This is a genomic window from Micromonospora chaiyaphumensis (genome assembly GCF_900091435.1).
Taxonomy (GTDB): Bacteria; Actinomycetota; Actinomycetes; order Mycobacteriales; family Micromonosporaceae; genus Micromonospora; species Micromonospora chaiyaphumensis.
Genome location: NZ_FMCS01000005.1, coordinates 479385 through 502072 on the forward strand (window position 1 = coordinate 479385; position 22688 = coordinate 502072).

Sequence of the window (22688 nt, forward strand, 5' to 3'; positions counted from 1 at the left end):
GGCCTGCGGCGGGCGCGGGGTGGTGGTGGGCGTGGTGGAGCCGCGCGGACGCGGGTGGGACGGCCCGTGAGAGCGCTCTCTCAGCATCGGCCACACATAAGCGACTGTCAATATGCAACACGATCGGGTGTAGTTTCATGCGCCACACCGCATGAACTTGCAGGGGCGGATCATCGCTGCTAGCCTTCGTTGCATAGTCATGCGGAGGTAGGTATGGGCATCCGAGTAGCGGTCGCGGGCGCGAGCGGGTACGCCGGCGGCGAGCTGCTCCGGCTCCTCGCCGGGCACCCCGAGTTCGACCTGGTCGCCGCCACCGCCCACGCCTCGGCCGGCCGGCCCGTCGCCGCCGTGCACCCGCAGCTCGCCGGGCTGGACCTGGTCTTCGGGGCGACCGACCCGGCCACCCTGGCCGACGCGGACCTGGTCTTCCTGGCCCTGCCGCACGGCCAGTCGGCGGCCCTCGCCGCCGCCCTCCCCAGCACCGTCAAGGTGGTCGACCTCGGTGCCGACCACCGGCTGCGCGACGCCGACGCCTGGGCCCGCTACTACGGCGGCGACCACGCCGGCGCCTGGACCTACGGGCTGCCCGAGCTGCCCGGCCAGCGAGCCGCCGTCGCGGCGTCCACCCGGGTCGCCAGCACCGGCTGCTACGCGGTCGCCACCACCCTGGCCCTCGCACCGCTGATCGCCGCCGGGGCCGTCCTCCCCACCGACGTGGTGGTGGTGGCCGCCTCCGGCACCTCCGGCGCCGGCCGGGCCGCCAAGCCCCACCTGCTCGGCAGCGAGGTGATGGGCGACCTGTCGCCCTACAAGGTCGGCGCCCACCAGCACGTGCCGGAGATCAAGCAGGCCACCGGCGCGACAAGCCTCTCCTTCACCCCGGTCCTGGCCCCCATGCCGCGGGGCATCCTGGCCACCGTCACCGCCGTCCCCACCGGCGCGGCCGACCCGCGCGAGGTGCTCGCGGCCGCCTACGCCGACGAGCCCTTCGTGCACCTGCTGCCCGAGGGGACGTGGCCCCACACGGCCGCCACCGCGGGCGGCAACTCCTGCCACCTCCAGGCCACCGTCGACGCCGACTCCGGTCGCGTGATCGTGGTCAGCGCCATCGACAACCTCGGCAAGGGCGCGGCCGGCCAGGCCGTGCAGAACGCCAACCTCATGTTCGACCACCCCGAGATCACCGGACTCTCCGGGTTTGGAGTAGCACCATGACCGTCACCAGCCCCCGAGGCTTCCGCGCCACCGGTGTGGCCGCCGGCCTCAAGTCCAGCGGCGCCGGCGACGTCGCCCTCGTCGTCAACGACGGCCCCGACGCCGGGGTCGCCGGAGTCTTCACCACCAACCGGGTCAAGGCCGCCCCGGTGCTCTGGACGCAGCAGGTCGTCCGCGGCGGCGTGGTCCGCGCCGTGGTGCTCAACTCCGGCGGCGCCAACGCCTGCACCGGCCCGGCCGGCTTCCAGGACACCCACGCCACCGCCGAGCACACCGCCGCGGCGCTCACCGCCAGCAGCCCCCGGCTCATGGTCGGCGCCGGCGAGGTGGCGGTCTGCTCCACCGGCCTCATCGGCGAGCGACTGCCCATGGAGAAGCTCCTCCCGGGCGTCCGCGACGCGGTGCGCGGCCTGTCCCGCGACGGCGGTCACCCGGCCGCGGCGGCGATCATGACCACCGACACCCGGCCCAAGACCACCGTGGCCCGGGGGAGCGGCTGGACCGTCGGCGGCATGGCCAAGGGCGCCGGCATGCTCGCCCCGGGCATGGCCACCATGCTCTGCGTGCTCACCACCGACGCGGTGGCCGGGCCGGAGACGTTGGACGCCGCCCTGCGGGCCGCCACCCGGGTCACCTTCGACCGGGTCGACTCCGACGGCTGCATGTCCACCAACGACACGGTGCTGCTGCTGGCCAGCGGCGCCTCCGGCATCGAGCCGACCGAGGCCGAGCTGACCGCCGCGGTGACCGCGGCCTGCCACGACCTGGCCCAGCAGCTGATCGCCGACGCCGAGGGCGCCACCAAGCAGATCGCCATCGAGGTGGTCGGCGCCGCGAGCGAGGACGACGCGGTCGAGGTGGGCCGCTCGGTGGCCCGGAACAACCTGGTCAAGACCGCGCTGTTCGGCAACGACCCGAACTGGGGCCGGATCCTCGCGGCCGTCGGCACCACCGCCGCCGCGTTCGAGCCCGACGGCGTGGACGTCGCGGTCAACGGGGTCTGGGTGTGCCGGGGCGGCGCCGCCGCCGAGGACCGGGCCAAGGTCGACCTCGGCGGCCGGGACGTCACCATCGGCATCGACCTGAACGCCGGCGAGGCGGCGGCGACCATCTGGACCAACGACCTGTCGCACGCGTACGTGCACGAGAACTCGGCGTACTCCACATGAGCCTCACCGCCGACCTCACCCGGGCCCAGGTCAAGGCCGAGACGCTGATCGAGGCCCTGCCCTGGCTGGCCCGCTTCTCCGGCGCCACCGTCGTGGTCAAGTACGGCGGCAACGCCATGGTCGACCCCGAGCTCCAGCGGGCGTTCGCCGCGGACATGGTGTTCCTCCGGTACGCCGGCCTCAAGCCGGTGGTCGTGCACGGCGGCGGCCCGCAGATCTCCGCCATGCTCGGCCGGCTCGGCATCGCCAGCGAGTTCAAGGGCGGCCTGCGGGTCACCACCCCCGAGGCCATGGACGTCGTCCGGATGGTCCTCGTGGGCCAGGTCGGCCGCGAGCTGGTCGGGCTGATCAACGCCCACGGCCCGTTCGCCGTCGGCCTCTCCGGCGAGGACGCCGGCCTGTTCACGGCGGTGCGCCGCCCGGCGTACGTGGGCGGGGAGCCGGTGGACGTCGGCCAGGTCGGTGACGTGGAGTCGGTGGACGTCTCCGCGGTGGCCGACCTCATCGCGGCCGGCCGGATCCCGGTGATCTCCACCGTCGCGCCGGACGCCGACGGGGTGCTGCACAACCTCAACGCCGACACGGCCGCCGCCGCGCTGGCCGTCGCCCTCGACGCGCGCAAGCTGGTCGTCCTCACCGACGTGCCCGGCCTCTACGCCGACTGGCCCGACACGGCCAGCCTGGTCAGCGAGATCAGCAGCGACGACCTGGCGAAGCTGCTGCCGTCCCTGGAGTCGGGGATGGTCCCCAAGATGGAGGCCTGCCTGCGGGCGGTGTGCGGGGGAGTGCCCGCCGCGCACGTCGTCGACGGCCGGGTCGCCCACTCCACGCTGCTCGAGGTCTTCACCTCGGAAGGGTTCGGAACGATGGTGATCGCGTCATGAGCACGCTGGTGCAGCGGTGGAGCGCCACGATGATGGACAACTACGGCACCCCGCCGCTGGCGCTCGTCGCGGGCTCCGGCGCCGTCGTGGTCGACGAGACCGGCCGGGAGTACGTCGACCTCCTCGGCGGCATCGCGGTCAACGCCCTCGGCCACGCCCACCCGGCCGTGGTGGCCGCCGTGTCCAAGCAGGTCGCCACCCTCGGGCACGTGTCGAACCTGTTCGTCGCCGAGCCGCCGGTGGCCCTGGCCGAGCTGCTGCTGGCGCTGGCCGGCCGGTCGGGCCGGGTGTTCTTCGCCAACTCCGGCGCCGAGGCCAACGAGGCCGCGTTCAAGCTGTCCCGGCTCACCGGGCGCACCCACGTGGTGGCCGCGCAGGGCGGCTTCCACGGCCGCACCATGGGCGCCCTCGCGCTGACCGGCCAGCCCGCCAAGGCCGACCCGTTCCGCCCGCTGCCCGGCGAGGTCACCCACGTCCCGTACGGCGATGCGGCGGCCCTGGCCGGGGCGGTCAGCGACGCCACCGCCATGGTGATCGTCGAGCCGATCCAGGGGGAGAACGGCGTCGTCGTCCCGCCGCCCGGCTACCTGGCCGAGGCCCGCCGGATCACCGCCGCGCACGGCGCGCTGCTGGTGCTCGACGAGGTGCAGACCGGTGTCGGCCGCACCGGGCACTGGTTCGCCCACCAGGCCGACGGCGTCGAGCCGGATGTCGTCACCCTGGCCAAGGGGCTCGGCGGCGGCCTGCCGCTCGGCGCCTGCCTCGCCTTCGGGCGGGCCGCCGACCTGCTCACGCCCGGCTCGCACGGCACCACGTTCGGGGGAAACCCGGTCAGCTGCGCCGCCGCGCTCGCCGTCGTCGCCACCATTGCCAACGAGGGGCTGCTCGACCACGTGAAGCGGATCGGGGAGCGGCTGCGGCGCGGCGTCGAGGGGCTCGGCCACCCGCTCGTCACCGAGGTCCGCGGCGCCGGCCTGCTGCTCGGCATCGTGCTCCACGCGCCGGTCTCCGGCGCGGTGGCCGGCGCGCTGCGCGAGGCAGGCTTCCTGGTCAACCCGGTGCAGCCGGGCGTGGTCCGGCTCGCCCCGCCGCTGATCCTCGACGCCGGCCAGGTCGACGCCTTCCTGGCCGCGCTGCCGGCCGCCCTCGACGCCGCGGCGCCCGCCGCGGTCCCCACCGCCACGGAGGTTCCCGCATGACCCGGCACTTCCTCCGCGACGACGACCTCTCGCCCGCCGAGCAGGCCGCCGTGCTCGACCTCGCCGCGCGGATGAAGGCCGACCGGTACGCCCACAAGCCCCTCGCCGGCCCGAGGTCGGTGGCGGTGCTCTTCGACAAGCAGAGCCTGCGCACCCGGATCTCCTTCGACGCGGGCATCGCCGAGCTGGGCGGGCACCCGCTCGTGGTGGACACCCAGGTCACCCACTTCGGCCGGGGCGAGACCCTCGCCGACGCCGGCCGGGTCCTCTCCCGCTACGTCGCCGCGATCGTGCTGCGCACCCACGGCGACGACCGGATCGCCGAGGTCGCCGCGCACGCCACCGTGCCGGTGGTCAACGCGCTCACCGACACCTACCACCCCTGCCAGCTCCTCGCCGACCTGCTCACCGTCCGGGAACGCTTCGGCGCCACCGCCGGCCGCACCCTGGCGTACGTGGGGGACGCGGCGAACAACATGGCCCACTCCTACCTGCTGGCCGGGGCGACCGCCGGGATGCACGTGCGGATCGCCGGCCCGGTCGGCTTCCAGCCGGACCCCGAGATCGTCGCGCGGGCCGAAAAGATCGCCGCGGGCACCGGAGGTTCCGTCGGGGTGTTCACCGACCCGGTCGAGGCGGTCCGCGCCGCCGACGTGATCGCCACCGACACCTGGACCTCGATGGGCCAGGAGTCCGACGGCCAGGACCGGATCACCCCGTTCCTGCCCTACCAGGTCAACGACGCGCTGCTCGGCCACGCCGCGGCCGACGTGATCGTGCTGCACTGCCTGCCCGCCCACCGGGGCGAGGAGATCACCGACGAGGTGCTCGACGGGCCGCACAGCGCCGTCTTCGACCAGGCGGAGAATCGCCTGCACGCCCAGAAGGCGCTGCTGACGTTTCTCCTGGAGGCATCATGACCGCCCCGCTCACCCGCACGGCCCGGCACGCCCGCATCGTCGAGCTGATCCGCGACAAGGCCATCCACTCGCAGACCGAGCTGGCCGACCTGCTCGCCGGTGACGGCATCCAGGTCACCCAGGCCACCCTCTCCCGGGACCTCAAGGAACTGGGAGCGGTCACGGCGCGCGGCGGCGACGGGCGGGGCGTCTACCTGATCCCGGAGGACGGCCACCGGCCGCTGCGGGAGGCCGAGGCCGCACCGGCCCGCCTCGTCCGGCTGCTGCGCGAACTGCTCAACGGGGTCGACTCCAGCGGCAACATCGCCGTGCTGCGCACCCCGCCGGGCGCGGCCCACTACCTGGCCAGCGCGTTGGACCGGGCAGGCCTGTCCGAGATCGTCGGCACCATCGCCGGCGACGACACCATCCTCGTCGTGGCTCGCGAGGCCGACGGCGGCGCCGCGTTGGGCGACAAGCTCGCCGCGTGGGCCCGCCGGGAAGAGAACGTTGAAGGGAGCACCACCCCATGACCGAGCGGGTCGTCCTGGCGTACTCCGGGGGTCTCGACACCTCCGTCGCCATCCCTTACCTGGCCGAGCAGACCGGCGCCGAGGTGATCGCCGTGGCGGTCGACGTCGGCCAGGGCGGCGAGGACCTGAACGCCATCCGGCAGCGCGCGCTGGACTGCGGCGCCGTCGAGTCCGAGGTGGTCGACGCGCGCGACGAGTTCGCTGCCGAGTACTGCCTGCCGGCGATCCGGGCCAACGCCCTCTACATGGACCGCTACCCGCTGGTCTCCGCGCTGTCCCGGCCCCTGATCGTCAAGCACCTGGTGGCCGCGGCGCAGAAGCACGGCGGCACCATCGTGTCGCACGGCTGCACCGGCAAGGGCAACGACCAGGTCCGCTTCGAGGTCGGCCTGAACGCCCTCGCGCCCGACCTGAAGATCATCGCTCCGGCGCGTGACTTCGCCTGGACCCGGGACAAGGCGATCGCCTTCGCCGAGGAGAAGGGCCTGCCGATCGACGTGTCGGCGAAGTCGCCGTACTCCATCGACCAGAACCTGTGGGGCCGCGCGGTCGAGACCGGCTTCCTCGAGGACATCTGGAACGGCCCCATCGAGGACCTCTACTCCTACACTGCCGACCCGGCGCAGGAGCGCGACGCCGACGAGGTGGTCATCACCTTCGACGCGGGCGTGCCGGTCGCCGTCGACGGCGAGACCGTCACCCCGTACCAGGCGATCCTGGAGCTCAACCGGCGTGCGGGCGCCCAGGGCGTCGGCCGGCTCGACATGGTCGAGGACCGCCTCGTCGGCATCAAGAGCCGCGAGGTCTACGAGGCCCCCGGCGCCATCGCGCTGATCGCCGCGCACCAGGAGCTGGAGGCGGTCACCGTCGAGCGGGACCTGGCCCGGTTCAAGCGCGGCGTCGACCAGCGCTGGGGTGAGCTGGTCTACGACGGCCTCTGGTTCTCGCCGCTGAAGAAGGCGCTCGACGCGTTCATCGACGACGCCCAGCAGCACGTCTCCGGCGAGGTGCGGCTCACCCTGCACGGCGGCCGGGCCACCGTCACCGGGCGGCGCTCCGAGGCCAGCCTCTACGACTTCGGCATGGCCACCTACGACACCGGCGACACCTTCGACCAGTCCCTCGCCAAGGGCTTCGTGCAGCTCTGGGGCCTGCCCAGCAAGATGGCCGCCGCGCGGGACGCCCGGCTCGGCGGGCCGCAGTCTTGACCTTCACAATGGGTGGGGTGGACGACAAGAGCCTGACCGAGAACAGCGCCCCCGCCAACCGGACGAGCCTCTGGGGCGGCCGGTTCGCCGGCGGCCCCGCCGAGGCGCTCGCACGGCTGTCGGTGAGCGTCCAGTTCGACTGGCGTCTCGCCCCGTACGACATCGCCGGCTCCCGGGCGCACGCCCGGGTCCTGGCCGGCGCCGGCCTGCTCGACCCCGACGAGCTGGGGCGGATCCTCGCCGCGCTGGACGACCTGGAGGCCGCCTGCGCCGCCGGGACGTTCCGCCCCACCGTCGACGACGAGGACGTGCACACCGCGCTGGAGCGCGGCCTGCTGGAGCGGCTCGGCAGCCTCGGCGGCAAGCTGCGCGCCGGCCGCTCCCGCAACGACCAGGTTGCCACCGACCTGCGGCTCTACCTGCGCGACCACGCCCGCGGCGTGGCCGCCCGGCTGGTCGAGCTGGCCGAGGCCCTGGTCGAGCAGGCGGAGCGGCACGTGGACACCGCCGCGCCCGGCATGACCCACCTCCAGCACGCCCAGCCGGTCACCTTCGGGCACTGGCTGCTCGCCCACGTGCAGCCGCTGCTGCGGGACCTGGAGCGGCTGCGCGACTGGGACCACCGGTGCGCCGTCAGCCCGCTCGGCGCCGGCGCGCTCGCCGGCTCCGGCCTGCCGCTGGACCCGGTGGCGGTCGCCAAGGAGCTGGGCTTCCGCACGTCCTTCGCCAACTCGATGGACGCGGTGGCCGACCGGGACTTCGTGGCCGAGTTCCTCTTCGTCACCGCGATGATCGGCGTGCACCTGTCCCGCCTCGGCGAGGAGGTGGTGCTCTGGACGTCGCAGGAGTTCGGCTGGGTCGAGCTGGACGACGCGTTCGCCACCGGGTCGTCGATCATGCCGCAGAAGAAGAACGCGGACATCGCCGAGCTGGCCCGGGGCAAGTCCGGCCGGCTCGTCGGCGGCCTCATGAGCGTGCTCACCATGCTGAAGGGCCTGCCGATGACCTACGACCGGGACATGCAGGAGGACAAGGAGCCCGCCTTCGACGCGGTCGACACCCTGGAGCTGCTGCTGCCTGCCCTGGCCGGGATGATCTCCACGATGACGGTCCGGGTGGACCGCCTGGTGGCCACCGCGCCGTCGGGCTTCTCGCTCGCCACCGAGGTCGCCGACTGGCTGGTCCGGCGCAACGTGCCGTTCCGCGACGCGCACGAGATCACCGGCCGGCTGGTGGCGCTCTGCGCGGCTCGCGACTGCGCCCTGGACGAGGTCTCCGACGCCGACCTGGCCGCGGTCAGCGCGCACCTCGACCCCTCGGTGCGGGACGTGCTCTCGGTGCGCTCGGCCCTGGCCGCCCGGACCACCCCCGGCTCCACCGGCCCCGGGCCGGTGGCCGACCAGCTCGCCACCGCCGCGGACAAGCTGACCGGCTGGCGGGACTGGGCCGCCGAGCGGGTCGTGCCCCGCTGACCCCGACGCCCCGCGCGGTGGCCCGGCCGCCGCGCGGGGTCAGGCCGTCGGCCGCTCGCGCTTGGGCAGCTTCGCCACCACGGCGTCGTACGACCCGTCGGCCGCCTCGATCAGCTCGTCGTCCGGGATGCCGCCGTCGAGCCGCAGCGTGTTCCAGCCGGAGCGGCCGATGTAGGGGGAGGAGCGGGCGTCGTCGGGGAACCGGTGCAGCCACTCGTCGGCCACCTCCCGGGACGGCCCGCACTTGAGCCCCACCCGGGCCTCGCCCTCGGGTGAGCCGAGGAACGCGAAGATCCGGCTGCCGACCTTGACCACCTCGTCGCCCTCCCATGGCCGGTCCAGCCAGGCGCCCGGCTTGGCCAGGCAGTAGGACAGCATCTCCTCGCGCGTCATCGCATCCCTCCCGTGCCGGTCACCGGCACAGTCTCACCCGTCGCTGTGACAGTCGCCGGGCACCCCCACCTCGCCGGTACCCGGTGGACCGCGGTCAGTCGCCGGTGCCGGTGCGCACGGTGAGCCGCTCGTAGCGCTGCCGGGCCGCCTGAGCGCTGCCCAGCCCCAGCCCGAAGGCGATCGCCTGCCAGGTCATGCCCCGGCCGCGGGCCACCTGCAGCAGCCCCGCCTCCAGCGCGTCGACCTCGGCGCGGACGTGCGGGATCAGGGTCAGCGCGGCCATCAGGTCGGCCTGGTCGACCGGCTCCTCGCCCTCGGTCAGCTCCGCCCCGCCCGCGAGCGCCATCACCAGCGTCGCCGCCTCGTAGGCGTCGGGGACGTCGGGGTGCGCGTAGCGCCGGCGGCGGGCGTCGGTGCCGGCGTGCCGCTCGGCGATCCGCAGCAGCGCCGCGTAGTTGCGGTGCGCCCGGGCCTGGGCAGCATCCGGAGCGGTGAACGGGTCGTTGTCCATCGTGACCATGCCGTCGATCCCACACCCTTGAACGGCATTTTGTCAACACCCCGTTGAAAGCAATTCGTGCTCACCTTCGGCGATCCGGCTAGGGTTTCCGGGTGACCACGACCGACCTCTCCGCTCTCTCCGACCTGCTCGCGGGCCCGGTGGTTCCCGCCGCCCGCGGGTTGCTCGGCTGCCGGCTCACCGGGCACGGGGTCACCGTCCGGATCACCGAGGTCGAGGCGTACGCGGGCACCGCCGGTGACCCGGCCTCGCACGCCCACCGGGGCCGCACCCCGCGCAACGCGGTGATGTTCGGCCCGGCCGGGCACGCCTACGTCTACTTCACCTACGGCATGCACTGGTGCGTGAACGTGGTGACCGGGCCCGACGGCGAGGCCTCGGCCGTGCTGCTGCGGGCCGGCGAGGTGGTCGACGGCCTCGACGCCGCCCGGGAGCGCCGCCCCGCCGTACGGCGGGACGTGGATCTCGCCCGCGGGCCGGCCCGGCTCTGCGCGGCGCTCGGCATCGACCGGTCCGTCTCCGGCGCCGACCTGCTCGGCGACGGCCCGGTGCGGTTGCGGCCCCCGCTCGCGCCGGTGGCCGAGGCGGCGGTCACGGCCGGCCCCCGGGTCGGCGTCACGGGCGCCCACGACGTGCCCTGGCGTTTCTGGATCACGGGCGACCCGACGGTGAGCGCCTACCGGCGGCACGTGCCCCGGACGCGACGCTGACTCGCGCTCGGCGCGCCGGGTGGGAATCCTGTCGGTGGGTGTGGCGATAATCACGGCACCCGTCGACGAGGGAGGACCGGCATGACGACGCTGCTCGCGATCGGCACCGGCAAGGGACTCTTCCTGGCCACCAGCCCCGACCGGCGCGACTGGGCCGTGAGCGGCCCGCACTTCCCGATGACCGGGGTCTACGCGGTCGCCGTCGACAAGCGCCCCGGCCGGCCCCGGCTGCTCGCCGGCATGACCAGCTCGCACTTCGGCCCCAGCGTGGCCACCAGCGACGACCTCGGCGGCTCCTGGCAGGAGCCGGAAACGGCCCCGGTGGCGTTCCCGGAAGACACCGGCACCAGCCTGGGGCGGGTCTGGCAGCTCACGCCGGCCGGCCCGGACCAGCCCGACGTGGTGTGGGCGGGGGCCGAACCGTCCGCGCTGTTCCGCTCCGACGACGGCGGGCGCAGCTTCAGCCTGGTCCGGGCGCTCTGGGACCATCCGCACCGCGAGCGGTGGGGCGCCGGCTTCGGCGGCCAGGCCGTCCACAGCGTGCTCCCGCACCCGCGAGACCCGGGCCGGATGGCGGTGGCGATGTCCACCGGCGGGGTCTACCGCACCGAGGACGCGGGCGCGACCTGGGCGCCCGGCAACACCGGGATCCGGGCGTACTTCCTGCCCGACGAGTGGCCCGAGTTCGGCCAGTGCGTCCACAAGATCGCCCGGGACGCGGGCGACCCGCAACGCCTGTACGCGCAGAACCACCACGGGGTCTACCGCTCCGACGACGACGGGCGCACCTGGACCTCGATCGCCGCCGGCCTGCCCAGCGACTTCGGCTTCCCGATCGTCGCCCACCCGTCCCGCCCCGGCACCGTCTACGCCTTCCCGCTGACCGCCGACGGCGAGCGGTTTCCCACCGACCGGCGCTGCCGGGTCTACCGCTCGGCCGACGCGGGCGGGAGCTGGGAGCCGCTCACCGCCGGCCTGCCCGACGGTCCCTTCTATCCCTCGGTGCTGCGCGACGCCATGTGCGCCGACGACCATGACCCGGCCGGCGTCTACTTCGGCACCCGCTCCGGCGAGGTCTACGCCAGCGCCGACGAGGGCGACTCCTGGTCGCTGGTGGCCGCGCACCTGCCCGACGTGCTCTGCGTCCGGGCCGCGGAGGTCTGAGTGGTCACCGTGCTGCTGCCCGGCCCGCTCCGGTCCGAGGCGGGCGGGGAGAGCCGGCTGACCGTGGCCGCCGGCGGCACCCTCCGGGCGGTCCTCGACGAGGTGGCCGCCACCTGGCCCCGGCTGGCCCGCCGGATCCGCGACGAGCGCGGCGACCTCCGCCGGTACGTGAACGTCTACGTCGACGGCGAGGACTGCCGCCACACCGGCGCCCTCGACACCCCGGTCCCCGACAACGCCGAGGTGCAGATCCTGCCCTCGGTAGCGGGCGGCTGACCCCCGAACCGGCGGGTGAGGTGGGCCACGCGGGGGCCGCCCGCGCGTGGAATAGTTGCTTCGTCAAATATGTTGTGCGGAGCGATTCCGGGCCGGGGGGCCCGGACCCCCACGCGAGGAGCTGGTCATGCAGTTCGGGATTTTCACCGTCGGCGACGTCACGGTCGACCCGACCACCGGGCGGCCGCCGTCCGAGCATGAGCGGATCAAGGCCATGGTGGCCATCGCGCAGAAGGCCGAGGAGGTCGGGCTGGACGTGTTCGCCACCGGCGAGCACCACAACCCGCCGTTCGTGCCGTCGTCGCCGACCACCATGCTCGGCTACATCGCGGCCCGCACCGAGCGGCTGCTGCTGTCCACCTCGACCACGCTGATCACCACCAACGACCCGGTGAAGATCGCCGAGGACTACGCGATGCTCCAGCACCTGTCGGGCGGCCGGGTGGACCTGATGATGGGCCGCGGCAACACCGGCCCCGTCTACCCCTGGTTCGGGCAGGACATCCGCAACGGCATCCCGCTCGCCATCGAGAACTACGACCTGCTGCACCGGCTGTGGCGGGAGGACGTGGTCGACTGGAAGGGCCGCTTCCGCACCCCGCTGCAGTCGTTCACCTCGACCCCGCGCCCGCTCGACGGCGTGCCGCCGTTCGTCTGGCACGGCTCGATCCGCAGCCCCGAGATCGCCGAGCAGGCCGCGTACTACGGCGACGGCTTCTTCGCCAACCACATCTTCTGGCCCAAGGAGCACACCCAGCGGATGGTCGCCCTCTACCGGCAGCGCTTCGCGCACTACGGCCACGGCTCCGCCGACCAGGCCATCGTCGGCCTCGGCGGGCAGGTCTTCATGCGGAAGAACTCCCAGGACGCGGTCCGCGAGTTCCGGCCGTACTTCGACAACGCCCCGGTCTACGGGCACGGGCCGTCGCTGGAGGAGTTCACCCGGGAGACGCCGCTGACCGTGGGCAGCCCGCAGCAGGTCATCGACCGCACCCTGGGCTTCCGCGAGTACGTCGGCGACTACCAGCGCCAGCTCTTCCTCATGGACCACGCGGGGCTGCCGCTGAAGACCGTCCTGGAGCAGCTCGACCTCCTGGGCGAGGAGGTCGTCCCGGTGCTGCGCAAGGAGTTCGACTCGCTGCGCCCGGCGCACGTGCCCGAGGCGCCGACGCACGCCTCGCTGCTGGCCGCCGCGGGCGGCGCCAAGGACAGCACGGTCCACGCCGTCGACGACGTGACCGGCAAGGCACCCGAGGAGGACCGATGACCCGCCGCACGCTGACCGTGGTCTCGGCCGGACTCAGCCAGCCCTCGTCGACGCGGCTGCTCGCCGACCAGCTCGCCGGGGCCACCCGCGACGAGCTGGTCCGGCGCGGCGCCGAGGTGGAGATCCAGACGCTGGACCTGCGGGAGTACGCCCACGACGTGGTCAACCACGTGCTCACCGGCTTCCCGCCGGCCGCCCTGCGGACCGCCCTCGACGCCGTGGCGGGCGCGGACGGGCTGATCGCGGTCACCCCGATCTTCAACGCCTCGTACAGCGGCCTGTTCAAGTCGTTCTTCGACGTGGTCGAGAAGGAGGCGCTGGCCGGCCGGCCGGTGCTCATCGGGGCCACCGGCGGCACCGCCCGGCACTCGCTCGCCCTGGAGCACGCGGTCCGGCCGATGTTCGCGTACCTGCGGGCGGTCGTGGTGCCCACGGCGGTCTTCGCCGCGCCCGAGGACTGGGCCGGCGACGGCGACGACAGCGCGCTGCGGGCCCGGGTCCGGCGGGCCGGCATCGAGCTGGCCGAGCAGGTGGACCGCCGCCCGGCGGCGACCGGCCCGGCCGACCCGTTCGCACTCACCACCAGCTTCGAGGACCTGCTCGCCGGCCGCGACCCCGCCTGACCCCCGACGCCGGCCGGCGACCCTCAGTCGTCGGCCGGCTCGTATGGGTGGGCCACCAGCACCGGGCAGTGCGCGTGCTGCACCAGCGCCTGGCTGACCGAGCCGAGCAGCAGCCCGGCGAAGCCACCCCGGCCCCGGGAGCCGACGACCACCAGAGCGGCCTCGCCGCTCGCCTCGATCAGCGCCTGTTCCGGGGACTCCCCCCGCAGGGGCCGCTCGACCACGCTCAGCACCGGATGGTCCGTGCGGATCCGGGCGGCCGCCCCGGCCAGCAGCTCCGCCGACTCGGCCTGCGCGGCCGCGGTGGCCTCCGCCGCGGCGTCCGGCGCCACGGCGCCCCGCTCCGGCGTGCGGACGTGCACCAGCACCAGGTCGGCGTCCCGGCGGACCGCCTCGTCGGCGGCGAGCCGCACGGCGTGCCCGGCCGACTCGGAGCCGTCCACGCCGACCAGCACCGGCCCGCGCACCGGGATCGGCTGCTCCGCCGGTCGGACCACCAGCACCGGGCAGTGCGCGTGCTGCGCCACCTGGTTGCTGACCGAGCCGAGCAGCAGCCCGGTGAAGCCGCCCACGCCCCGGCTGCCCACCACCACGAGCTCCGCCCGGCGGGACTCCTCGATGAGGGTGACGCCCGGGCCGCCCGCCACCTGGCGCACCTCCACCCGCAGGCCCGGGTGCCGGTCGACCAGATCGGCGGCCACCTGCTCCACCATCTTCCGCGACTCCTCGGTGGGCGCGGGCACCCCGAGGTCGTACGGGTTCAGCGGCACGCCGTAGCCGAGCGGGTGCAGGTAGCCGTGCACCACGTGCAGCGGCCGGGACCGCGCCACGGCGGCCCGCGCGGCGTGCTCGGCGGCGGTGAGGCTGGTCGACGATCCGTCGACGCCCACCACGACTGGTCGGTTCATCGGCATCCCTCCGGTCGGCTCCGCCCATTGTCGACGACGACCCCGCCGCCCGAGCACGAACACGGCCGTCCGCGCCGACCGAGGGGAGATGAGGGCCGGCGCGTCCACGCCCACACGACGGGGGCGCCGGATCTGTCGGTCATCACGTCCTCCTTCGTCACCTCCACGCTGCTCCGGTGCGGGGCCGGCCGGCAGAGGTGATGCGCCCGGCCGGCCCGGGACCAACGGCCCTGTCGCTCCGGGCCCGGCGGGTGTGCACTGGGGTAGGGGACGACCCAGGTCCCGTGGGAGGCGACGATGACCCCGCTGGAGATGCTCCGCGCACACCCCTTCCTCGCCGGGCTGCCCGAGGAGTGGCTGCCCCCGCTGACCGGCTACGCCCGCCCGGTGGTCTGGCACCCCGGGCACCGGCTGTTCCAGGCCGGGCAGCCGGCCGAGCGGTTCTGGCTGGTCCGCGGCGGCCAGGTGGCGCTGGACTTCCCGGTGCCCCGCCGTGGCGACGTGGGAATCGAGACGATCGGCCCGGGCGGGGTGCTCGGCTGGTCGTGGCTCTTCCCGCCCTACCGCTGGCAGTTCGGGGCGGTGGCCGCGCAGCGCAGCACGGCGGTCGAGTTCAACGCCGCGGGCGTACGCCGGCTCATGGAGTCCGACGACGCCCTCGGCCGGCAGCTCACCACCCGCTTCATGAGCGTCGTGGTGGACCGGCTGCACGCGTCCCGGGTGCGGCTCCTGGATCTGTACGGCTACCCGACGGCCCTGCCGCCCACCGGCTGACCCACCGTGTGCCGGTGGACGACCAGGTCGTCCACCTCCAGCCGGCCGATACGCAGCTCCCGGATCACCGCGCGGCGGACGGCCAGGCGGGCGATCACCAGCCGGCCGATCGCCACCGCGCCGATCGCCGCCACGGCGAGCGCCAGCGGCGCGGCCGCCGTGGGACCCAGGGCACGCGGGCCGGCCGCCGTCGGGCCGACGACGCGACCTCGGACGGTACGCATCGGAAGTGCCCGGCTCCGCGGGCGCTGGAGCATCCTGTTCACCCGTGGATCGTCTGCTCCCACCCGGTGCGTCCGGCGGCGATCCCGGCGCCGGTCCACCGGCCGGGTGACGTGATCGCCCCGGTCCTGTCGGTGGCCCCGCGTATCCTCCGGCGATGACCAGTGACGTCCGGCTCCGCCCGGTGCGCGACGACGACCTGCCCGCGTTCTTCGCCCACGAGCAGGACCCGCAGGCCACCTGGATGGCCGCCTTCGGCCCGAAGGACCCGGCCGACCGGGCCGCCTTCGACGCCCACTGGGCCCGCATCCGGGCCGACCCGCGCATCGTCAACCGCACGGTGACCGTCGACGGCGCGGTGGTCGGTCGCGTGGCCGCCTTCCCGGTGGGGGAGCGCACCGAGGTCAGCTACTGGATCGACCCGGCCCGCTGGGGCCGCGGCCACGCCACGGCCGCGCTCGCCGCGCTGCTGCGCGAGCTGCCGCAGCGGCCCGTACACGCCCGCGCCGCCAAGGACAACGCCGCCTCCCTGGCCGTGCTGCGCAAGTGCGGCTTCGTCGTGATCGGCGAGGACTCGGGATACGCCGCGGGCCGCGGCACCGACGTCGAGGAGTACGTGCTGGAGCTGCCCGCCGGGGCGGCTGACCAGGCCGACCACTAGTCTCCCCGGGGTGAACTGGCTGGAACTCGTCGGCTGGGCCGGCTCCGCGCTGCTGGTCTGGTCGCTCCTGCAGACCCGGATCCTGCGGCTGCGCGCGCTCAACCTTCTCGGCTGCCTCATCCTCATCGGCTACAACGCCGCCGTGCACGTGTGGCCCATGGTGGGGCTCAACGTGGTGCTCGCCGTGATCAACGTCTGGTACCTGCGGAAGATGCTCGCCACCCGGCACGACGCGCAGACCTACGAGGTGGTCGAGGTCGGCACCGGCGACGCCTTCCTGGCCCACACCCTGCGGGTGCACGCCGCCGACATCGCCCGGTTCAACCCCGACTTCCGCTGGGACCCTGCCGCCGCCGACCGCTCGGCCTTCCTGGTGGTCCGCGCCGACGAGGTGGTCGGCGTGGTGGTCTCGCACGCCGAGGCCGGCGGTGTGGCCCAGATCGACCTGGACTACGTGACCCCGCCCTTCCGCGACTTCACCCCCGGCGAGTTCGTCTACCGGCGCAGCCGGCTGTTCACCGACCGCGGCTTCCGCCGGGTGGTCAGCCCTCGCGGCATGGTGGCCCCCTACTACCACCGGCTCGGCTTCCGCCCCGAGGGCGACGCGTACGTGCTCGACCTGCCCGCCACCACCTGACCGCACGCCCGGAGGATTCACCGGCCCGCCCGCGGGGCACTGAGGGGCCTACGCCGGCCGGACCCCGGGCGGCGCGCGGCTGGGCCACGGCGGCCCGCCGGGTCGGGTCGAGGGAGAGAAGCGGGCGTGCAGAGCTACTGGAGCCAACTGGCCCTGGTCGGAGTTCTGGTGATCGTCAACGCGGCCTTCGCCGGCAGCGAGATGGCCCTGGTGTCGCTGCGCGACAGCCAGCTCCAGCGGCTCGAACGCGGCAGCCGCGCCGGCCGAACCCTGGCCCGCCTGGCCAAGGACCCCAACCGGTTCCTCGCCACCATCCAGATCGGGATCACCCTGGCCGGGTTCCTGGCCTCCGCCGCGGCGGCGGTGTCCCTCGCGAAGCCCCTCGTCCCGCTGCTCGGGGCGCTCGGCGACGCCGCCGAGACGGTGGCCATCGTCGCGGTCACCCTGGCGCTGACCTTCGTGACCCTGGTCTTCGGCGAGCTGGCCCCGAAACGCATCGCCATGCAGTCCGCCGAGCGCTGGGCTCTCGTCGTGGCCCGCCCGCTCGACCTGCTGGCCAGCGTCACCCGGCCGGCGGTCTGGGCCCTCGGCGCCACCAGCGACCTGGTGGTCCGCCTGTTCGGGCTGAACCCGAAGCACGAGCCGGACGAGATCGGCCCCGACGAGCTGCGCGACATCGTGGCCGGCAACCACGGCTTCACGAAGGAACAGCGGACCATCATCGCCGGCGCCGTCGAGATCGCCGACCGGCAACTGCGCGCGGTGCTCGTACCCCGGTTGCAGGTCTTCACCCTCGACAGCGGGACGACCGCGGAGGCCGCCCGGCTGGTCCTCGCGGCGACCGGCCACTCCCGGGCGCCGGTGGTGCGGCACGGCGGCCTGGACGAGGCGGTCGGGGTGATCCACCTGCGCGACCTGGTCGGCGTCCCCGACGACCGGCCGGTGGACGAGATCGCCCGGCCGCCCATGCTGCTGCCCGACTCGCTGCCGGTGGTCGACGCGCTGCGCCAGTTCAAGGCGGAACGCCAGCACATCGCGCTGGTGGTCGACGAGCGCGGCGCCGTGGACGGCATCGTCACCCTCGAGGACATCCTCGAGGAGATCGTCGGCGAGATCTACGACGAGACCGACCGGGACCTGGGCTCGATCCGCACCGAGGAGGACGGCACGCTGGTGCTGCCCGGCACCTTCCCGGTGCACGACCTCACCGATCTCGGCGTCGAGCTGCCCAACCGGCCGCCCGGCGACTACACCACCATCGCCGGGCTCGTGCTCATCTGCCTCGGGCACATCCCCACCGTGGCGGGGGAGCGGGTGCGGGTCGACGGCTGGGACCTGGCGGTGGGCGGCGTCGACCACCACGCCATCACCGAGGTACGCGTCCACCGCCACCGCCGCCGCGACCGCACCGAGGACGCCGACGCCGACGCGCCCGTGCTCGACGAGGCCCGCGGCTGACCCTCAGCGGCGCCCGGCCGGCGGGCCGAACGGGAAGCCCGGCACCGGCGGGCGCAACTGCACCGAGTCGGCGGGCACCTGGAGGGTGCTGCGCTTCAGCACCTGGGCGATCGCGCGCAGCAGCCACGGCCCCGACGGGTGCCGCTCCGGCCCGATCAGCCGGCTGGTGACCAGGGTCCACCAGTGGCCGGCCACGATGAGGTCGGTGATCCGCAGCCGATCCGGCGGCCAGCCGCCCCGTACCACCACGTCGACCACCCGGCCCAACCGCCGCCCCTGCAGGTCGTAGGCGGTGCGGCCGAGCAGCTCACCCGCTCGCACGGTGCGCTCCCGGGATCCGGTCGATCAGGTGCCGGCGCAGCCAGGACTCCACGGGCGAGGGCGGCAGGTCGCTCACCGGGCAGCGCAGCCGCACCACGCTGTCCACCCGGTCGACCTGGGTGAGCAGCACGCGCAGCGGCGGCACCGGCGGTTCGTCGGTGAACCGGTCGGCGACGGCCACCAGCAGCCGCCCCACCCGGCCCCCGATCCGCTCCCCGAGCGCCGCCTGACCGGTGAGCAGGCACTCCACGTACGGGTAGCCCTCCTCGTCGACGGCGAACTCGATGTCGTCGACCCGGCCGACCAGCCGGCCGTCGACGTCGACGATCTGCCGGTCGAGCACCTGCTTGGCGAGCTGGATCCTCATCGCCCCATCCTCGTGATGATCGCCAGTGGGATCGCCGCCACCGAGGCGGCCACGATGAGCAGCAGGAACAGCGCCCCGAGCAGGTTCGTCCACCACCCGTTGACCCGGTCGCCGAGATAGGTGCGGTCGTTCGCCACCACCAGAATCGGCAGGTAGGTCAGCGGCAGCACCACCGCGCTGAGCACCAGCATGTACTCGGTGAGCCGGATCGGGTCCACGGCCGTCATGAGCAGCAGTACCCCGAGCAGCAGCCCGACCAGCAGCACGCTGTGGAACCGGGCCGCCTCCCGCGGGCTGACCCGCTTGCCCCACTGCCAGCCGAAGTACTGCGACGCCGCGTACGCGGCCGACAGGCCGGTCTCCAGCGCCGCACCGAAGGTCACCGCGAAGAACGCCAGCACCGCGGCGGCCAGCCCGGCCCCGCCCAGCGCGGTCAGCACCGGGCGGGCGACCGCGTCGAGGGTGTCCGGCGACGCCCCCGACGGGTGGTACGCCACCGTGGCCACGGCGATCAGTGACAGCGCCAGGAAACCGCCGACCGGGAAACCGATCAGCACGTTCGAGCGGGCGTGCGCCAGGTCGGCGGCGCTCCACCGCTCCTCGACCCCGCCGGAGGAGAAGAAGAACACCTCGTACGGGCTGACCGTCGACGCGAACAGGGCCACCGCCACGAACCAGTACACCGACCAGCCGGCACCGGCGGAGTCGACCCGGAGCGCCCCGCGCCCCAGCTCCGCCCAGTCCGTCGGCAGCGCGAACAGCGCGACCACGAAGATCAGCAGCGCCAGCCCGGCCAGGCCGAAGACCCGTTCCATCAGCTCGAAGCGCATCCGCCACAGCACCAGCCAGACCGCCACGGCGGCCACCGGCACCCAGAGCAGGTGGCTCAACCCCGTGGCGAGCTGCAACGCGAGCGCCACCCCGCCCAGCTCCGCCGCCAGGGTGATCACCGTGACCAGCCAGGAGGCGACCAGGTTGAGCAGCGCCACGCGCGGCCCCAGCCGCTCCCGGACCAGGTCGAACACCGCCCGGCCGCTCACCGCCGCGATCCGGCCGGCCATCTCGGCGTACGCGCAGATGCCCACCACCCCGACGACCAGCACCCAGGCGTGGGCCATCCCGAAGCGGGCGCCGGCCTGACTCGCCGCCACCAGGTCGCCGATGTCGACGAAGCCGCCGACGGCGGACAGTACGCCGAGCGTGGCGGCGAAGAGCTTCCTCACGCCGGGGCGGGAACGGGTGGTCTCATCGACGCGACGATATCGGCGTCAGATCCCCGATCTCGGGCGAATCGACCAGCCCGGGATCAGCCGGCGGCGGTGAGGTTCTGCAGCCGTACCTGACCGCGCGCCACCAGCCGGTCACTGTCGTCGGTGATCTCGACGAGCCAGAGCTGTTGACTGCGGCCGCGGTGGATCGGGGTGCCGACCGCCGTCAGCTCACCGTCACGCACGGCGCGCAGGAAGTCGGTCTGGTTGGCGACGCCGACCACCTTGCCCTTGTCGCCCAGCCACAGGGCGCCGCCGATGCTGGCCGCCGTCTCCACGACCGAGCAGTAGACCCCGCCGTGCTGGATCCCGTACGGCTGCTGCAGCTCGGGACGGACCTGCCAGCGGATGACCACCCGGTCACCGCTCACCTCGTCGAGCTTCAGCCCCAGCAGGGCCACGAAGCCCCCGGTCACGTCCGGCGCCTCCACGGCGGCCCCCTCCTGTCGGTGGAGCCGCCAGCCTAGTCGCCCGTCCTTGGCAAACCCGGTACGGGCCGGGACCGCTGATGGGGGAGAATCGGTGACCGTGACCGACAGCAACCTCCCGCAGGGGCGGGACTCCCTGACCGAAGACCTGCTGTGGCGGGGCCTGATCCAGGACTCGACCGGCCTCGACGAGCTGCGCGAGCTGCTCGACGGCGGGAGCATGACCTTCTACGTGGGCTTCGACCCGACGGCGGCCAGCCTGCACGTCGGCAACCTCATGCAGGTCGTCATGGCCCGTCGGCTCCAGCTCGCCGGCCACCGGCCGCTGCTGCTGGTCGGCGGCGCCACCGGTCAGATCGGCGACCCGAAGGAGAGCGCCGAGCGCACGTTGAACCCGCCCGAGGTCATCACCGGCTGGGTGCAGCGCATCCGCGACCAGCTCGCCCCGTTCGTCTCGTACACCGGGGAGAACGCCGCCCAGATGGTCAACAACCTGGACTGGACCGGCGAGATGTCGGTGGTGGAGTTCCTCCGGGACGTCGGCAAGCACTTCCCGGTGAACAAGATGCTGGCGCGCGAGGTGGTCAAGGCCCGGCTGGAGAGCGGCATCAGCTACACCGAGTTCAGCTACCAGCTGCTCCAGGCCAACGACTTCTTCGAGCTGCACCGCCGGCACGGCTGCCAGCTCCAGTACGGCGGCTCCGACCAGTGGGGCAACATCACGGCCGGCGTGGACTACGTCCGGCGGCGCGGCGCCGGCCCGGTGCAGGCGTTCACCACGCCGCTGGTCACCAAGTCCGACGGCACCAAGTTCGGCAAGAGCGAGACGGGCGCCGTCTGGCTCGACCCGCAGATGACCAGCCCGTACGCGTTCTACCAGTTCTGGGTCAACGCCGACGACCGCGACGTCACCCGCTACCTGCGGTACTTCAGCTTCCGCTCCCGCGAGGAGTTGGAGGAGCTGGAGAAGGCCACCGCCGAACGGCCGCAGGCGCGCCTGGCCCAGCGGGCCCTCGCCGAGGAGCTGACCACGCTGGTGCACGGCGAACGTGAGATGGCCCAGGCGGTCGCGGCCAGCCAGGCGCTCTTCGGTCGCGGCTCGCTCGACGAGCTGGCTCCGGAGACCCTGCGCGCCGCGCTCACCGAGGCCGGCCTCGTGCACCTCGACGAGCTGCCCGATGTCGCGGGCCTGCTCAAGGAGTCGGGCCTGGTGCCGAGCATGAAGGAGGCCCGGCGGGTCATCGCCGAGGGCGGCGCCTACGTCAACAACGTGCGCATCGCCGAGGTGGACGCGACGGTGTCACCGGCGGATCTCCTGCACGGCCGCTACCTCGTGCTGCGGCGGGGCAAGCGCAACTTCGCCGGCGTTGAGCTGGGCGGATAGCCGCACGTCGACGGTGTGACGCGGGACGCGCCCAGCGGATTTGACGATCAATCCGCTGGGCGCGTAACTTTCTCTCTGCCAGCGCGGAACGGACGAAACAGGGCGAAGCACCTGGAAGGCCGGAGCGCAGGACCGAATACGGGCGGTGCCCCGGATTCGCCGGGAGGCGGATTTGGCGAGGCGGAACCGACCGGGTAAGGTTGACGGCCGGCAGGGATGCGGACGAACGAGCGGGAAACCGCGGCGGCCGTCCTGCCGAAACCCACGAAGCGCCCGGCGCGAGCCGGTCGAATTGTGGTGCCCGGCAAAAGGGTTGGATGCACGACAAACCGCGAAACACCGGTTTGACACGGCAAAAACCACCGGGTAACGTAGTAAAAGTGCCCGGCGCGAGAGCGGCGGGTGTAACGGACGAAATGCCCCGGCTGGGGGCTCCACGGTGTGGGGCTTTCGGATGGTGTGTGGTTGTTCTTTGAGAACTCAACAGGGTGCTTGATAAGCCAGTGCCAAATTGATTTATACCCCGGACTGGTTGGCTCTTCTTTGGGAGGGTCTGCTGGTTGGGATTCCTTTGGCAACACTTTTGTTGTCAGGATGATTGTTCAACAAAGATTTTTGTTGGAGAGTTTGATCCTGGCTCAGGACGAACGCTGGCGGCGTGCTTAACACATGCAAGTCGAGCGGAAAGGCCCTTCGGGGTACTCGAGCGGCGAACGGGTGAGTAACAC

At 73.5% G+C, this 22688-nt stretch carries 26 protein-coding genes and 1 rRNA gene; 19 read left to right on the plus strand and 8 right to left on the minus strand.

Going from position 1 to position 22688, the window contains the following annotated elements:
- Window positions 1-213: 213 nt before the first annotated feature.
- Genes argC through argH form a run of 8 tightly spaced genes read left to right on the plus strand, consistent with a single transcriptional unit; the run spans window position 214 to window position 8579 of the window.
- Window positions 214-1215: an N-acetyl-gamma-glutamyl-phosphate reductase gene (argC, locus tag GA0070214_RS16805; protein ID WP_091263846.1), complete on the plus strand. Its 1002-nt coding sequence runs from the start codon at window positions 214-216 to the stop codon at window positions 1213-1215.
- A complete protein-coding gene (gene argJ / locus GA0070214_RS16810; protein ID WP_091263849.1) occupies window positions 1212-2384 on the plus strand; it encodes a bifunctional glutamate N-acetyltransferase/amino-acid acetyltransferase ArgJ in 1173 nt (390 codons plus the stop codon). The genes argC and argJ overlap by 4 nt, the downstream gene beginning before the upstream one ends.
- A complete protein-coding gene (argB, locus tag GA0070214_RS16815) occupies window positions 2381-3268 on the plus strand; it encodes an acetylglutamate kinase (RefSeq protein WP_091263851.1) in 888 nt (295 codons plus the stop codon). The genes argJ and argB overlap by 4 nt, the downstream gene beginning before the upstream one ends.
- On the plus strand, window positions 3265-4467 hold the full coding sequence (locus tag GA0070214_RS16820; RefSeq protein ID WP_091263853.1) for an acetylornithine transaminase: 1203 nt from the start codon (window positions 3265-3267) through the stop codon (window positions 4465-4467). Before argB ends, GA0070214_RS16820 begins: the two co-directional genes overlap by 4 nt.
- Window positions 4464-5387, plus strand: coding sequence for an ornithine carbamoyltransferase (argF, locus tag GA0070214_RS16825; protein WP_091263855.1), 924 nt, complete (start codon window positions 4464-4466; stop codon window positions 5385-5387). The genes GA0070214_RS16820 and argF overlap by 4 nt, the downstream gene beginning before the upstream one ends.
- Complete coding sequence (locus GA0070214_RS16830) at window positions 5384-5899, plus strand: arginine repressor (protein WP_091263857.1); 516 nt, start codon at window positions 5384-5386, stop codon at window positions 5897-5899. Before argF ends, GA0070214_RS16830 begins: the two co-directional genes overlap by 4 nt.
- Window positions 5896-7107 (plus strand): argininosuccinate synthase, encoded by a 1212-nt coding sequence (locus tag GA0070214_RS16835; RefSeq protein ID WP_091263859.1) that lies wholly within the window; start codon window positions 5896-5898, stop codon window positions 7105-7107. The genes GA0070214_RS16830 and GA0070214_RS16835 overlap by 4 nt, the downstream gene beginning before the upstream one ends.
- Before the next feature lie 8 nt (window positions 7108-7115).
- Window positions 7116-8579 carry an argininosuccinate lyase gene (argH, locus tag GA0070214_RS16840; RefSeq protein WP_091263861.1) on the plus strand — a complete coding sequence of 488 codons (1464 nt, stop codon included), beginning with the start codon at window positions 7116-7118 and terminating at the stop codon, window positions 8577-8579.
- Window positions 8580-8618: 39 nt separating this feature from the next.
- On the opposite strand, the gene GA0070214_RS16845 is transcribed toward argH, so the two are convergent.
- Window positions 8619-8972: an MmcQ/YjbR family DNA-binding protein gene (locus GA0070214_RS16845; protein ID WP_091263863.1), complete on the minus strand. Its 354-nt coding sequence runs from the start codon at window positions 8970-8972 to the stop codon at window positions 8619-8621.
- A 94-nt stretch (window positions 8973-9066) separates the two neighbouring features.
- Entirely contained in the window at window positions 9067-9492 is a 426-nt protein-coding gene (locus GA0070214_RS16850) for a DNA-binding protein (protein ID WP_091263865.1), read from the minus strand.
- A 92-nt stretch (window positions 9493-9584) separates the two neighbouring features.
- Between GA0070214_RS16850 and GA0070214_RS16855 the strand changes: the two genes are divergently transcribed.
- From GA0070214_RS16855 to GA0070214_RS16875, 5 genes are all read left to right on the plus strand, one after another.
- Window positions 9585-10202 (plus strand): DNA-3-methyladenine glycosylase, encoded by a 618-nt coding sequence (locus GA0070214_RS16855; protein ID WP_091263869.1) that lies wholly within the window; start codon window positions 9585-9587, stop codon window positions 10200-10202.
- An 81-nt stretch (window positions 10203-10283) separates the two neighbouring features.
- Window positions 10284-11366 carry a WD40/YVTN/BNR-like repeat-containing protein gene (locus tag GA0070214_RS16860; RefSeq protein ID WP_091263872.1) on the plus strand — a complete coding sequence of 361 codons (1083 nt, stop codon included), beginning with the start codon at window positions 10284-10286 and terminating at the stop codon, window positions 11364-11366.
- On the plus strand, window positions 11367-11642 hold the full coding sequence (locus GA0070214_RS16865) for a ubiquitin-like small modifier protein 1 (protein WP_091263874.1): 276 nt from the start codon (window positions 11367-11369) through the stop codon (window positions 11640-11642).
- Between the two features lie 127 nt (window positions 11643-11769).
- The gene (locus tag GA0070214_RS16870; RefSeq protein WP_091263876.1) at window positions 11770-12909 is read left to right on the plus strand and encodes an LLM class flavin-dependent oxidoreductase; all 1140 of its coding nucleotides are present in this window, start codon (window positions 11770-11772) and stop codon (window positions 12907-12909) included.
- Window positions 12906-13532 carry an FMN reductase gene (locus GA0070214_RS16875; protein ID WP_091263878.1) on the plus strand — a complete coding sequence of 209 codons (627 nt, stop codon included), beginning with the start codon at window positions 12906-12908 and terminating at the stop codon, window positions 13530-13532. The genes GA0070214_RS16870 and GA0070214_RS16875 overlap by 4 nt, the downstream gene beginning before the upstream one ends.
- A gap of 23 nt (window positions 13533-13555) precedes the next feature.
- Here GA0070214_RS16875 and GA0070214_RS16880 read toward each other — a convergent pair whose 3' ends face one another.
- The gene (locus GA0070214_RS16880; RefSeq protein WP_091263880.1) at window positions 13556-14446 is read right to left on the minus strand and encodes a universal stress protein; all 891 of its coding nucleotides are present in this window, start codon (window positions 14444-14446) and stop codon (window positions 13556-13558) included.
- 291 nt (window positions 14447-14737) lie between these two features.
- Here GA0070214_RS16880 and GA0070214_RS16885 point away from each other — a divergent pair, with 291 nt between their 5' ends.
- Window positions 14738-15214, plus strand: a complete 477-nt coding sequence (locus tag GA0070214_RS16885) for a cyclic nucleotide-binding domain-containing protein (protein WP_091263882.1) — start codon at window positions 14738-14740, stop codon at window positions 15212-15214.
- Here the strand turns inward: GA0070214_RS16885 and GA0070214_RS16890 are convergent.
- Window positions 15184-15438: a hypothetical protein gene (locus tag GA0070214_RS16890; protein ID WP_091263883.1), complete on the minus strand. Its 255-nt coding sequence runs from the start codon at window positions 15436-15438 to the stop codon at window positions 15184-15186. The two genes, GA0070214_RS16885 and GA0070214_RS16890, sit on opposite strands and share 31 nt — an antisense overlap.
- 155 nt (window positions 15439-15593) lie before the next feature.
- On the opposite strand from GA0070214_RS16890, the gene GA0070214_RS16895 reads away from it, so the two are divergent.
- From GA0070214_RS16895 to GA0070214_RS16905, 3 genes are all read left to right on the plus strand, one after another.
- Window positions 15594-16097, plus strand: a complete 504-nt coding sequence (locus GA0070214_RS16895; protein ID WP_091263885.1) for a GNAT family N-acetyltransferase — start codon at window positions 15594-15596, stop codon at window positions 16095-16097.
- Window positions 16098-16107: 10 nt separating this feature from the next.
- On the plus strand, window positions 16108-16734 hold the full coding sequence (locus GA0070214_RS16900; RefSeq protein WP_091263887.1) for a hypothetical protein: 627 nt from the start codon (window positions 16108-16110) through the stop codon (window positions 16732-16734).
- Window positions 16735-16860: 126 nt separating this feature from the next.
- Window positions 16861-18192 (plus strand): hemolysin family protein, encoded by a 1332-nt coding sequence (locus GA0070214_RS16905; RefSeq protein WP_091263889.1) that lies wholly within the window; start codon window positions 16861-16863, stop codon window positions 18190-18192.
- Window positions 18193-18195: 3 nt separating this feature from the next.
- On the opposite strand, the gene GA0070214_RS16910 is transcribed toward GA0070214_RS16905, so the two are convergent.
- The 4 genes from GA0070214_RS16910 to GA0070214_RS16925 all read right to left on the minus strand — a co-directional run bounded on the left by GA0070214_RS16910 (window position 18196) and on the right by GA0070214_RS16925 (window position 20579).
- Window positions 18196-18513 (minus strand): hypothetical protein, encoded by a 318-nt coding sequence (locus GA0070214_RS16910; protein WP_091263891.1) that lies wholly within the window; start codon window positions 18511-18513, stop codon window positions 18196-18198.
- Window positions 18500-18880: a hypothetical protein gene (locus GA0070214_RS16915; RefSeq protein ID WP_091263895.1), complete on the minus strand. Its 381-nt coding sequence runs from the start codon at window positions 18878-18880 to the stop codon at window positions 18500-18502. The genes GA0070214_RS16910 and GA0070214_RS16915 overlap by 14 nt, the downstream gene beginning before the upstream one ends.
- Window positions 18877-20103 (minus strand): NRAMP family divalent metal transporter, encoded by a 1227-nt coding sequence (locus tag GA0070214_RS16920; protein ID WP_091263898.1) that lies wholly within the window; start codon window positions 20101-20103, stop codon window positions 18877-18879. Before GA0070214_RS16920 ends, GA0070214_RS16915 begins: the two co-directional genes overlap by 4 nt.
- An 83-nt stretch (window positions 20104-20186) precedes the next feature.
- Window positions 20187-20579: a PaaI family thioesterase gene (locus tag GA0070214_RS16925; RefSeq protein ID WP_091263900.1), complete on the minus strand. Its 393-nt coding sequence runs from the start codon at window positions 20577-20579 to the stop codon at window positions 20187-20189.
- A 91-nt stretch (window positions 20580-20670) separates the two neighbouring features.
- Between GA0070214_RS16925 and tyrS the strand changes: the two genes are divergently transcribed.
- Both tyrS and GA0070214_RS16935 read left to right on the plus strand, forming a co-directional pair.
- Window positions 20671-21960, plus strand: coding sequence for a tyrosine--tRNA ligase (gene tyrS, locus GA0070214_RS16930; RefSeq protein ID WP_377463717.1), 1290 nt, complete (start codon window positions 20671-20673; stop codon window positions 21958-21960).
- A gap of 615 nt (window positions 21961-22575) precedes the next feature.
- Window positions 22576-22688: ribosomal RNA gene (locus GA0070214_RS16935) — 16S ribosomal RNA — on the plus strand; the annotation flags it as partial.

Excerpts from the sequence above, each read along its gene's own strand:
- GA0070214_RS16875 (WP_091263878.1), top strand. The coding sequence starts at position 12,906 with ATGACCCGCCGCACGCTGACCGTGGTCTCGGCCGGACTCAGCCAGCCC.
- GA0070214_RS16915 (WP_091263895.1), bottom strand. The coding sequence starts at position 18,880 with ATGAGGATCCAGCTCGCCAAGCAGGTGCTCGACCGGCAGATCGTCGAC.
- GA0070214_RS16870 (WP_091263876.1), top strand. The coding sequence starts at position 11,770 with ATGCAGTTCGGGATTTTCACCGTCGGCGACGTCACGGTCGACCCGACC.
- GA0070214_RS16890 (WP_091263883.1), bottom strand. The coding sequence starts at position 15,438 with ATGCGTACCGTCCGAGGTCGCGTCGTCGGCCCGACGGCGGCCGGCCCG.
- GA0070214_RS16850 (WP_091263865.1), bottom strand. The coding sequence starts at position 9,492 with ATGGTCACGATGGACAACGACCCGTTCACCGCTCCGGATGCTGCCCAG.
- GA0070214_RS16820 (WP_091263853.1), top strand. The coding sequence starts at position 3,265 with ATGAGCACGCTGGTGCAGCGGTGGAGCGCCACGATGATGGACAACTAC.
- argF (WP_091263855.1), top strand. The coding sequence starts at position 4,464 with ATGACCCGGCACTTCCTCCGCGACGACGACCTCTCGCCCGCCGAGCAG.
- GA0070214_RS16885 (WP_091263882.1), top strand. The coding sequence starts at position 14,738 with ATGACCCCGCTGGAGATGCTCCGCGCACACCCCTTCCTCGCCGGGCTG.
- GA0070214_RS16835 (WP_091263859.1), top strand. The coding sequence starts at position 5,896 with ATGACCGAGCGGGTCGTCCTGGCGTACTCCGGGGGTCTCGACACCTCC.
- argB (WP_091263851.1), top strand. The coding sequence starts at position 2,381 with ATGAGCCTCACCGCCGACCTCACCCGGGCCCAGGTCAAGGCCGAGACG.
- GA0070214_RS16830 (WP_091263857.1), top strand. The coding sequence starts at position 5,384 with ATGACCGCCCCGCTCACCCGCACGGCCCGGCACGCCCGCATCGTCGAG.
- GA0070214_RS16860 (WP_091263872.1), top strand. The coding sequence starts at position 10,284 with ATGACGACGCTGCTCGCGATCGGCACCGGCAAGGGACTCTTCCTGGCC.
- argJ (WP_091263849.1), top strand. The coding sequence starts at position 1,212 with ATGACCGTCACCAGCCCCCGAGGCTTCCGCGCCACCGGTGTGGCCGCC.
- argH (WP_091263861.1), top strand. The coding sequence starts at position 7,116 with ATGGGTGGGGTGGACGACAAGAGCCTGACCGAGAACAGCGCCCCCGCC.
- GA0070214_RS16880 (WP_091263880.1), bottom strand. The coding sequence starts at position 14,446 with ATGCCGATGAACCGACCAGTCGTGGTGGGCGTCGACGGATCGTCGACC.
- argC (WP_091263846.1), top strand. The coding sequence starts at position 214 with ATGGGCATCCGAGTAGCGGTCGCGGGCGCGAGCGGGTACGCCGGCGGC.
- GA0070214_RS16895 (WP_091263885.1), top strand. The coding sequence starts at position 15,594 with ATGACCAGTGACGTCCGGCTCCGCCCGGTGCGCGACGACGACCTGCCC.
- GA0070214_RS16845 (WP_091263863.1), bottom strand. The coding sequence starts at position 8,972 with ATGACGCGCGAGGAGATGCTGTCCTACTGCCTGGCCAAGCCGGGCGCC.